Origin of the sequence: Kocuria sp. CPCC 205297 (genome assembly GCF_040981035.1) — a bacterium.
GTDB classification, from domain to species: domain Bacteria; phylum Actinomycetota; class Actinomycetes; order Actinomycetales; family Micrococcaceae; genus Kocuria; species Kocuria marina.
Genome location: NZ_JAVKPY010000022.1, coordinates 1 through 10615 on the forward strand (window position 1 = coordinate 1; position 10615 = coordinate 10615).

Sequence of the window (10615 nt, forward strand, 5' to 3'; positions counted from 1 at the left end):
CGGCAGTGCACCCATCAAATCGAAACCGACGACTCACAGAGCGACCGGACCGAATGAAGGGGGCGGCCCAGCTTGGGCAATGAATCTGGAAGCACTTTCCGTCACCCTCTCGGGTGAGGACTCCGCTAGCTGGGCGACATTCCCCGGCTGGGGCCGCCAGAGAGAAGCTATTCATCTGGCGGCTCCCACCCCAGGTGTCTTCTGAGGGCCATCAGGCCTGATTGCGAGGGAAGCGCTGCTTATAGTCGACCGCGACGTCCTTCATGGACATAAACTCGACACCGTCATGCTTTGACATGTGTTCGATGAACCGCTCCAGCATCAAGAGGTTCTGTGGGCGACCGCTTACATCCGGATGGATTGTCATAGGGAAGACGGCGTAATCCATCTCTCGGTAGACCCAGTCAAACTGATCCCGCCACAGGGCCTCAATTGCCCGCGGAGTTACAAATCCGTGGCTGTTCGCGCTTCCCTTGACGAACATCATGGGCGGTTGATCATCTAGGTACCAGCTAGCCGGGATCTCGACCAGATCGGTCTCTGTGCCGCGCACGAGTGGCTTCATCCATTCCTTCGCAGAAGCCGCCCCATAGTCGATCGGCGTCCATTCATCCCCGGCGCGCACATAGTACGGCGTGTGATCGTGGTGCATGAGGGAGTGGTCGTAGAGGAATCCACGCTCGCGCAGGATCTTGTGGGTGGCCTTTGAGAACTCCCACCAAGGCGCAACGTAACCCAGCGGCCGCTCTCCTGTGCGTGACTCGAACAGCTCCAAGCAGTAGTCGGCGACCTCTGCCTCCTGCTCCGGCGTCATCGACAGCGGATTTTCGTGGCTATACCCGTGCATACCGACTTCGTGACCCGCGGCTACCGTTGCCTCGAACTTATCGGGAAATGTCTCGATCGAGTGCCCAGGCCAGAACCAAGTCACTGGAATCCTACGATCGTTCACTAGTTTGAGCAGTCTTGGTACGCCAAACTCTCCCGCAAACATCCCACGGGAAATGTCACTGGGGGAGTCCTGCCCGCCGTACGAACCGAGCCATCCCGCGACGGCGTCCACATCGATACCAATTGATACCATGATCTTCTTTGACATTTCGTCTGCCTCCTTAGTGGTTGCCGCTTACCTATTCGCAACCTTTGGCTTACGCGTTCAATCACTTCGTGGTGGCACAGGTATAAGAATTCCTCGTGCCCTATCGGCGTATCCGTATTCCACTGTCGTTGTTGGATGGATACTGATTCTCTTCTTCTGAGAACACTTCTTTCCTGTTTAGGGATCTGACTGTGGTACTTGAAAAATGAGCAGATGATGCGGTTTGCAACTAGCCTTGAATCGTCACCCATCCAGCGGCAAGTGCGCCAATGCCTAACCCACCATCGAAGGCGATGTTCCATCCTGCGCTGGCAGTTTCCGTTGCGCGAGGGGTCCGGGCACGTCGCATCATGGCGGTCAAGGCAGCCGTCTGGCCTACACCTGAGGCAAATCCGATCACTGCTACGGCAACGAGGATGCCCAGATGAGAGGTGATGACAGCGAAGCCCACCGTCGACAGAGCGAGGAGCCCGACTGCCAGTACCAGGATGACCAGTGGTGGGTACCGATCGGAGAGGTGTCCTCCGACCAAGCGGCCTGGTGCCAAGCACACCTGGATGACCAATGCTGCCAGGACGGGCAGCCAAGCGCCGCTTGTGGTGCCAACAGAGGACAGCACGGCGGCGTAGAGGCTCACTGCAAGGAGGTGACCAAGCAGGCTGATACTGACAACAACAATAGCGGAGGAAGCCCGCTGGGCAGCTAGTGGGCCCGTGGATGTCGATTTCGCGGGTGCGTCAGCTGCTTGTGAAATAGAACCGTCCTCTGTCACTGTCTTCGCTTGCCTCGCAGGAATGAGGGCGCACAGGGCGAAGGCGCAGCCGACGATGGCGACGGCCAGTTGGCCTCCGTGCTCGACGGCGTAGAGGCCGATCGGAGCGCCCAATGCTCCACCCGCTGCCGAACCGAAGCCGTATGTACCCAGGGCGCGGCCCGTCTGCCCCGGTGCCGCTTGCTCCTTTACCCAGACGGTGCTCATCACCACGAAGACCCCGAAGCCGAGACCGAGGAGGAGTGAACCTGGCCACTGGTTCGCCACCGGCAGGATCGCACTTCCCACCCCCATGGACGTGAGTGCAAGCATGACGGCGAGGCGCCGGTTCTTGATCCAATTCCGTCCCAGGAGCAGGAGTGGTTGGACGGCGACGACAACCAGCATCACGATGCCGACGCGGGTGCCGGCTGAGATGCCCGTTCCGTCGAGAGTGCTCGATGCGGTCGTGTAGAAGGTGTAGAACGCGGCGAACCCGCCGCCGGCTGCCGTGGCGATTCGAACCACGGAGCGGGCGGGGGCAGGCCGACGCGATGTCACTGGTGCTGTTCCGGGGCCGCGGTGGCCAGGCCATCACTCTTCTTCGCCTCGAGCTTCGGGCTGTCGGCGAGCTTGAGCCAGATGACACCGCCGATGATGACGGCCAGCCAGAAGCCCTTCACGAGGGTAAGGGTCTCATCAAAGAAGACGGGCCCCAGTAGGGCAGCGCCGACGGCGCCGATGCCGGCCCAGACGGCGTAGCCGATGCCCACGTCGATCTTCTTCAGAGCCACACTGAGGAAGAATAGAGTGAATAGGAAGAAGACGATCGCTACGAGGGACCAAGTGAGGTTCGTGAAGCCTTCGCTGCCGTTGACGCTCAGGGCGTATCCGACTTCGAATCCTCCGGCGAGCAGTAGTGCCAGCCAGGGGCCGGCCTTTTTTTCGGTGGTTTCCGGGGTGGTGGTGTCGCGGGTCGCAGTGGTGGTCATGACTGCAGTCCTTTCTTAAGACGGGGCAAGGGAGAGCGATTTAGGCAGTACCGGCGAGGTTGAGCCCGACGACGCCTGCGATGACGACGCCGATACCCAGCAACTTCTTCCAAGTCAGTTTCTGAGAGAGGAAGAGCGCGCCGAGGATGACAATCCCGACGCCTGCCAGGGAGGTCCACAGCGCATAGCCGACTCCGACGTCGAAGGTCAGTAGGGCCAGACTGAGGAAGAAGGTGGCGATGCCACCGCTGACGAGGGTGGCGATGCTCCACCAAAGTTTGGTGAAGCCTTGTGCCTTTCCGGCGGAGATGCCGACGGCGACTTCGAAGATGACGGCGATGCCGAGGTAGAGCCAACTCATGGTGAGTGTCCTTTCAAGGGTGCACAGGAGCGCTGGTCAGCGTCCGTGATTGTTCTGTGTCTGGAGGTATCGCGAGAACGGCTCGTTGCCGCGCTCGGTGGGCAGATGATTGAAGACGGCGGATCGGAGCCCATCGGTGATACCCAGTGAGGGATAGCTAGTGCGATAGTCGAATCCCCAGTCGGCGACGACGTCACGGTCGACGGCCACGTAGATGGCATCGATGCCGTGGTCGAGAGCAAAGCGATAGCACAACCCGCAAGGTTCGCCGGTGGCCAGCAGTGTGGTTCCGGATAGATCCTCCCGGTCGTCCTCCTCGAGGACTTCACGCATGGCGACGATCTCGGCGTGAGCACATGGGTCGCGAGTCTCGCGAACGCGGTTGACTCCGAAGTCGGAGATGATGCCCGAGTCATCGACGACCACGCCGACGAAGGGCAGCCCCCCGGCCTCGACGTGCTCCACACACCTCTCCACGGCCTGGTCCATGACCTCGACGAGGACGTCCGGGGATGATGTACTCATGAGCGAACCTCGCTCGTGGCGGCTTCGGCGACCAAGTCGTCGACGGTCTTCTTCAGCCGTGTGGCGCTGGGAACCCCGGCCAGAAGGTGACCGTCGATCATGATGCCCGGTACGGAGGTGACCCCGACGGCGTTAACCGCATAGTCCTGGTCGGCCTGCTGCTTGGCCCGTCGGTCCTCGCTATGCAGAGCGGCTTTCACATCGCTCGCGTCAAGACCCACCGAAGTGGCGACGTCAACGACCACGTCGTCATTGCCGATGTTGCGGTCGTCCTGGAAGAACGCCTTGAACATTGCCTCCGAGTACGCATCGGCCTTGCCGTGCTCTTGGGCCAGCTGGAGCACCATGAACGCCTTCTCGGTGCGTGGCTGGGGTGAGATTGTCGGGAGACTGATTGGGACATCGAGGCGCTCGGCCATCGGGTAGACCGCGTCCTTCCAGATCCGCGGAAGATAGTCGTCTTCGGGCCGCAGAGTAGGAACAGGGTCAGGGCGTAGCTCGAATGGGCGAATGGTCACCTCGACGTCGCGGTCTTGCTTGAGCTCTTCGATTGCTCCCTCCACGAGGAAGCAGAAGGGGCAGACATAGTCGACAAAAACATCAATCTTTGTAGTCATGGATTAGTCCTTTCGGTTCAGAGATTGCTAAGGGTGCATGTGCATGCATGTATATGGGTAGAATTCAGCCCCGGATCACGGGGTGAGACTCTTAGGAGATGAGCTTGCTGATCGTCTCGAATGACTGGTCGAGATCAACTAGATCCAGCTGCGGGTACTGTTTGGCAGCACCGCTGAGAAGCTCGCAGATCTTAGTTTCGTATGGTTCGCGGATCTCCGTTACGGCGTCGAGGCCGGCGTCAGTGATGACCGCGAAGACCCCTCTCCCGTCGTCCGGGCAGGTGTCCCGGAACGCCAGTCCCTTCGTCTCCATGCGCCCGACCAGTCGAGTCACCGAGCTCTGGGTGAGGCCGACCCGATTTGCGAGCTCGGTGATCCGCAGCTCCCGATCGGATGTCCGGCTCAGATGCAGCACGGCCCGGTACTCTGTGAGGCCGATGTTGTAGTTATCGACCAGCCACTTGCCCAGTGTGGCGTCGACCGCGGCGACGATCGCCGCGACCTGCGCCCACGACGCGCTGAGGTTGCGGGCCGGGGGGGTCTCTACTGACTCGGAAGATTCCATGTACATGCACGTAATACTATCATGGGCGTTCTTCCAGGTCACCCCTGGGCGAAGAGGCATCCGTATCCTCTCACCTGCGACCTCAGATCGGTGCCCTCCAGGCTGGCCCATACGAGAACCTGGTTGGCGGTGAGGACGGTGATTCCCAGATGACGTTCGAGGTAGTCGATCGCGCCGATGGCTCGCTGCCCGTTGCCTGCGATGAACACGGTCTCTGCGCCGGTGTCTGCGACCAACTTCTCCACCGCGGCGGCCATGGAGGCCGGGTCGATCGTCAGCGGACCACCGACCGGGCCACTGGGCGTTGCTGAGATGATGTCCAAGCCCTGATTTCGGAAGTAGGAGTCCCCGGCAGCGCAGAGCTCCTCGTCGAACCAGGAAGGGGCCATGACCGCGATCTTCTCCAGCTCAAGCTGTCGAATCGCTGCGCTGGCCGCCGTGCCGGTGGTGTTCAGCCTGATTCCATGGCTGACCCCGGACAGTCTCGCAAGCAACTCCCGCTCGCGCTCGGCTCCGATCTTGAACGAGGAGCTGGTGAAGGCCAGCCCAATCGCATCCAGCGGTGAGCTGGAGAGGCTCTCGACCGTGCGATCGATGATTTCCGGCGCGATGAACTGCAGGACCGGGTCATGGGCGATCTTCTCGTCGATCGTCCCGCCAGGGTGCATCGGGCTGAAATCGACACGGGCTCCATGGATGGTGCTGCGCGTGCCGGTGAGCATCGCCTGTGCTTCGGCCTCCGGACCGATGTCAGCGTGAGGGGTGACGATCCCGAGCTTGAAGTCGGATTCCCAACCGTCGTATTTCCACATTTGCGTGTCTTCCTTTCTAGTTCGGCAGCGGCGTTCCGGCCAGGCTGAGCGAGGTCGGTGTCCGCCCATGATCGGTGACCATCTTCGGGTGCTTGGTCGCAATGGCTTCCAGCAGCTCGGCCATGGTCGGGTCGGAATAGGAGAGCTGCTCGCCCCGATAGTGCATCTTCGTGCTGTCACTGTTGCGCTGCTCGATGGCGTCCCCACTCGGGTTGAAGCGGAGGACATCGATTCCGTAGAGCATGCACAGCAGTGTGTTGAAGATCGGAGCGGCCTTGATCCAACGACCGTTGAGGTAGATCCGTGCGTACCAGTGCAGGAACTCCTCGCCTCCGACAAGTTCATGCATTGCCGCGTCGGCGACGTGGTTGGTGACCACGTCAGAGCAGAGCACAGCAGGCACTCCCAGCCGGCGGCAGCCGGCAACGAACAGGATGCTCTTGTGCAGGCAGAAACCGGAGGGCTCGTCGACAACGCCGGAGGCGCTGAGGTCTGTGTTCAGCGGGACGTTGAAGACGTTGTAGTCGATCGTGTCGCGAACTGCATCGTGCAGGCGCTCGACAGCCTTGGTGATGTTCGTTTCGCTGTAGCAGCCGGCCTCTTCGACGAACCGGCAGACGGCAGGGTCCTCGTAATCGAAGACCGCGGTTGCGTCCGTGAGCTGCGGGTCGTGGGTGATCATGAGGTCACTCCCAACATGGTGGCGATCTTGGTGCGCAGGAGGTCATTCGAACCGGAGTAGATCGCTCCGGGGATGGCATCGAGCAGGAACGTGGGCAGCGGTGATGTGGCCAGGTAGCCGTTGCCACCGTGGACTCGGATGGCGTTGATCGCTGAGTCGACGTTGGCCTCGCTGATGAAGACCTTTGCCGCCGCGATCGGGATGGTGACGTCCTCAAACCCGTCCAGGCGTTCAGCGATCGACTCCAGGAGGGCCCCGCCGAGCTCGATGGCCATCTGCGTCTCGACGATCCGGTCGGCCACCAGCTGGTTGCTGCCAATGCTGGTACCGAACTGCTTGCGGTCGTTGACGTAGCGGACCGAGCGGGAGACCAGTTGTTCCATCTCGCCGATGTTGCCGGCGAAGGCGAGCAGGATCTCGCGTTTCATGACCTGGTCGAGGATGAGCAGTCCGGCGCCGGTGTGGCCGATGCGGTTCCGAACCGGCACCTGCACGCCCTGCAACGAGACTTCACCGATGGGGGATGTGCTCAGTCCCGCCGTAGGCATGGGCTGTGAGGTATCGACGCCAGGCCACCCGGTCTCGATGAGGAACGCTGAGAGCCCCTTGTCGACGCCGTCTTCGACGGTCTTGGCGTAGACGACGAGAGTCGAGGCGATCGGCGCGTTGGTGATGAACCGCTTGGTGCCGTTCAGTACGTAGTGTCCGTCTCGAAGGCTCGCCGTTGTGGTCATGCTCATCACGTCGGAGCCTGCTTCAGCTTCGGTGATGGCGTGACCGCCGATGGCGTTTCCTGTCTCGGCTGCAGGCAGGTAGCGTTCTTGCAGTTCCTTGTCCGAGAAGGCCCGCAGACAGTAGATGGTGCTGGCCAGTTGGGTCACTGCTGAGAAGGTCAGGCCCCGGTCCGGGCTGGTACGCCCGAGCTCGCGTATCCGGCCGATGGCGGCCCGCATTCCGCTGCTTCCGATACCTTCGGCAGCGAGGGTGCTGAACAATCCGCTGGCCGCCGTGGCATCCCACAGTTCAGTGGAGAAACCTTCTGCCCGGGAACGCGAGGTGGCGGAGGTGCGATCGCGCAGGTGGTCAAGGAAGCCCGACCACGGATCGTCGGTCAGTGTGGTGGTGCTCATGCTCGCCTCCTCAGTAGGTGCTGAAGCCGCTGGCGCTGAGGACATGCTTCTCGTCCCCGCGGATCGGCGGGTTGAAGATGCTGACGAGCTCGAGGTCCTCATGATCTGACGCGCGCAGGTAGTGCGGCTCGTTGCCGTCCAGGACGTAGAGCACGCCAGGGGTGACCTCGAAGAAGTTGCCCTCGGTGTCCTCGACGTTGCCCGAGCCGCGGATGCAGTAGCAAGCTTCGAGGTTCTTCTGGTACTCGAGCTTCGACTCGGTGCCGGCTCGCACGAGAGTGTGGGCGACGGCGAAGCCCATGTTGTCCTTCTCGACCAGAAGGCGGTGGCTGGTGCCGTTGCCCCACTCGACGGCGGAAACGTCATTCTTGGACCTGGTGAACATGGTGATACTCCTTCTAATTTGGGTTGGTGTGTCTGATGGTTGAGGAAATGCGTGGACTAGGCAGTCACGGAATCGGTGCGGTTGGTCTCGATGAACCCGACGATGCCTTCTGGCGTCTTCAGCTCATCGGGGTTGATCGGGATGGTGTTGATCGGGATCTTGTAGGTCCTCGCGCACCAGCCCAGCAGCTGGACGGTGGTCACGCTGGTGAGGATGCCGGTACTCAGCAGATCCACGTCGGAGGGCAGCTGGTCTGCCGTGATGTCGGTGGCGAAGGTTTCGACGATGTACTGCTTGACGTCGTTGATGGTGGGCATGAGTTACTCGCTTTCTACTCGGGACTTGATGGTGGGAAGATCTGGTTTTCCATTGCCGTTCAGCGGGAACGGTCCGGCGAATGCATGGAGCTGGTTCGGCATCGCGAAGGCGGGCAGAGTCGCGCTCATCGCCATACGTAGCTGCAGTCCGGTCATGGCAGTGCCATGGTCCGGAGCGGTGTAGGCCATGTGCAGTTCTTCACCGGATGTAGTGCCTGTCAGCCAAGCGCAGGCCATACCCACCAGCCCTGTCCGGCGCGCGGCGTTCTCGAGTTCTTCGAGGTTGACGCGCTGACCTCGGACCTTGACCATGCGATCGCGTCGACCCTGGTACATCAGCTGTCCGTTGGCCCAGAGGGCTTGGTCCTTCATCGGATAGAGCGCATCGGCTGTCACGGGCAACGGTGTGATCGTGCCATCGTGTATGTAGCCTTCAGCCATCCATGGGGTGCGTACGAGCAGCTCTCCATGAGTTGCCTCAGCAGCCTCGTGGAGTGGCTGGCGATCACCGCCGGCATCGAGGTAGATCTCGCAACCGGCAATCGGCACGCCGAGCGGCAACATCTCAGTGCCGGCGAACTGCTGGGCTGTGAGCGTTTCGATGAGGCAATCGTTGACCTCGGTTGCGCCGTAGACATTGTGGAAGGTCGCCTCGGGAAAGAGATTGGCCGCGGCGGCCCGCGCTGGCTGTGCGACGACTCCACCGGTGAGCACGATATTGCGAACCGAGGGGTAGGTCGTGCTTCCTGCGGCATTGATCAGCGCGTCCAACGTCGATGGCACGACCTGGACGAAGGTCGGTCGGTGCTCATCGAGGAGGCGCACCAGGTAGGCGGCGTCGTGCAGTCGTGCGGCCTCGGCGGCGACCGCGGTGCCGCCGGAAGACAGAACTGCCCAGGTGTCCAGTAGGGAGACATCGAAGTTCCAGGGACTCAGGCTCAGGGAGACGGTCGCCGCGTCGAAGCTGAAGTAGTCCTGGCCCCACTGGAGGAACTCGACAAGCCCTGCGACGGGGATGGCGACGAGTTTTGGGGTGCCCGTCGAGCCGGAGGTAGGCAGGGCGAGGATCCCGCCGGTTGCAGCGCCCTCTGTCCGGGGCCGGGACCTTGCGAACTGTTCTACCTGCTCGGCAATCGACTCCAGATAGGCCTCCGTGGCTGTGGTCGGGACCAGTGCCGCCACGCCTCCGCGGTTGAGGACCTCGACGCACTCATCGACGAGCCGACGGTTCTTGGCCGCGCGGTAGATCCCATACTCGAGGCCGGCGACGTCGTCGGCGCGCTTGTCCTCGCCTTCGACGATGGTTCCCGCGGACAACTTGAGACGAGGTGTCGCCGCGCTGGCAGGTGTCACTGTCAGGGTCATGGTTGCTCCTTCCTGTTCGTCTCATCCGAGAGGGGGGCTCTCCTGGGTGCCAGGCACTGGCCTCTCGGGGCTTTGATTGATGTACATGCAGCAACCTAGACTAGTGCATGTGCATGCATCAAGTCGCGGCGAGGAATTTTTCGTAATATGTCGCAGATCACCCCCGGCCCTCAGCCTCTGGCAGGCCCCCTCTGTCGAGGGCGAGGACATCGCCGCTCGCTTGGTGGAGCAAGCGCTTGGGGTCGCAGCTCGGAAGTATTTCCGCAGCTCAGAACGGCATTTTCCGCTTCGTCATGAGCGTCGATGCTTCTCAGTCGCTCACTCTCCGGCGACCACCGTGGTCGTCGTCGCGGATGTTCCGATTGGCGTCGATGTCGAGCGACGACTGACCCAGCAGGCGTGCTCCGATCTTGGCTGGGCATGGTCTCCCGACGAGCGGCAGGAGCTTCTGGGCGAGGTTGGGGAGGAGCGCCTCTCCACTGAGATCTGGACGGCCAAGGAGGCCGCCGGCAAAGCCCTTGGGGTGGGCCTGCAGGGGATGCCCTTCGCCATCGCCTCGTCACAGTCGTCAGAGGCAGCCGCGCATCGGACCATCGTGATGTCGTCTGCCACCGAGAGCGCGGTCTCACTCGATTCGCACGGAATCTGGTGCGGTGAGAGTCATCTCCGGGTTGCCTGGCGACTCGAGGGCCCGGCGCTCTAACCCCGAGTTACGAATCGCTATGGCTGCGGCCTTCCCTCTGAGCCAGCTCCGGCAGGAGGGGACTACGTCTCGAGGACCTCACCCGCAATGGACGACCGGCCCGCTGCTGTCACGACTTGGAGCCCCAGCCCGATAGCTCTTCGGGTCAAGCCCCGAGAAGTGGTGTAGCGATCTTTCGTAGGGGTCAGGCAGTGAGGGCGGTCAGGGGGTCGGGGATCACCTCGCTTCCGGTGCGGGCCGCGGGGGTGAGCCGGCAACGGGTGAGGACCTCGAGTCCGAGGTAGCGGCGGCCCTCGGCCCACTCATCGGTC

At 62.0% G+C, this 10615-nt stretch carries 14 protein-coding genes; 1 reads left to right on the forward strand and 13 read right to left on the reverse strand.

The features are described from left to right. Positions 1-211 precede the first annotated feature (211 nt). From RF650_RS13240 to RF650_RS13300, 13 genes are all read right to left on the reverse strand, one after another. Positions 212-1099 carry a polysaccharide deacetylase gene (locus RF650_RS13240; protein ID WP_131333040.1) on the reverse strand — a complete coding sequence of 296 codons (888 nt, stop codon included), beginning with the start codon at positions 1097-1099 and terminating at the stop codon, positions 212-214. 229 nt (positions 1100-1328) lie between these two features. Then, positions 1329-2378: an MFS transporter gene (locus RF650_RS13245; protein WP_165489796.1), complete on the reverse strand. Its 1050-nt coding sequence runs from the start codon at positions 2376-2378 to the stop codon at positions 1329-1331. Between the two features lie 29 nt (positions 2379-2407). Then, the gene (locus tag RF650_RS13250; protein WP_131333038.1) at positions 2408-2842 is read right to left on the reverse strand and encodes a multidrug efflux SMR transporter; all 435 of its coding nucleotides are present in this window, start codon (positions 2840-2842) and stop codon (positions 2408-2410) included. Between the two features lie 40 nt (positions 2843-2882). Next, positions 2883-3203 (reverse strand): multidrug efflux SMR transporter, encoded by a 321-nt coding sequence (locus RF650_RS13255; RefSeq protein WP_131333037.1) that lies wholly within the window; start codon positions 3201-3203, stop codon positions 2883-2885. Between the two features lie 36 nt (positions 3204-3239). Continuing rightward, positions 3240-3728, reverse strand: coding sequence for a nucleoside deaminase (locus RF650_RS13260; protein WP_131333036.1), 489 nt, complete (start codon positions 3726-3728; stop codon positions 3240-3242). Then, on the reverse strand, positions 3725-4345 hold the full coding sequence (locus RF650_RS13265) for a DsbA family protein (RefSeq protein WP_131333035.1): 621 nt from the start codon (positions 4343-4345) through the stop codon (positions 3725-3727). Before RF650_RS13265 ends, RF650_RS13260 begins: the two co-directional genes overlap by 4 nt. A 91-nt stretch (positions 4346-4436) precedes the next feature. Then, positions 4437-4916 (reverse strand): MarR family winged helix-turn-helix transcriptional regulator, encoded by a 480-nt coding sequence (locus tag RF650_RS13270; RefSeq protein WP_242670427.1) that lies wholly within the window; start codon positions 4914-4916, stop codon positions 4437-4439. 32 nt (positions 4917-4948) lie between these two features. Further along, positions 4949-5722: a maleate cis-trans isomerase gene (locus RF650_RS13275; protein ID WP_131333034.1), complete on the reverse strand. Its 774-nt coding sequence runs from the start codon at positions 5720-5722 to the stop codon at positions 4949-4951. A 16-nt stretch (positions 5723-5738) separates the two neighbouring features. Beyond that, positions 5739-6404: a transglutaminase family protein gene (locus RF650_RS13280; protein ID WP_131333033.1), complete on the reverse strand. Its 666-nt coding sequence runs from the start codon at positions 6402-6404 to the stop codon at positions 5739-5741. Further along, complete coding sequence (locus RF650_RS13285; RefSeq protein WP_165489795.1) at positions 6401-7534, reverse strand: acyl-CoA dehydrogenase family protein; 1134 nt, start codon at positions 7532-7534, stop codon at positions 6401-6403. Before RF650_RS13285 ends, RF650_RS13280 begins: the two co-directional genes overlap by 4 nt. 10 nt (positions 7535-7544) lie before the next feature. Continuing rightward, complete coding sequence (locus tag RF650_RS13290) at positions 7545-7919, reverse strand: ectoine synthase (protein WP_131333031.1); 375 nt, start codon at positions 7917-7919, stop codon at positions 7545-7547. Positions 7920-7975: 56 nt separating this feature from the next. After that, complete coding sequence (locus RF650_RS13295; protein ID WP_131333030.1) at positions 7976-8236, reverse strand: acyl carrier protein; 261 nt, start codon at positions 8234-8236, stop codon at positions 7976-7978. 3 nt (positions 8237-8239) lie between these two features. Then, positions 8240-9601 carry an AMP-binding protein gene (locus RF650_RS13300; protein ID WP_368815149.1) on the reverse strand — a complete coding sequence of 454 codons (1362 nt, stop codon included), beginning with the start codon at positions 9599-9601 and terminating at the stop codon, positions 8240-8242. Positions 9602-9938: 337 nt separating this feature from the next. Between RF650_RS13300 and RF650_RS13305 the strand changes: the two genes are divergently transcribed. Beyond that, positions 9939-10304 (forward strand): 4'-phosphopantetheinyl transferase superfamily protein, encoded by a 366-nt coding sequence (locus tag RF650_RS13305; RefSeq protein ID WP_165489793.1) that lies wholly within the window; start codon positions 9939-9941, stop codon positions 10302-10304. The last annotated feature ends 311 nt before the right edge of the window (positions 10305-10615 follow it).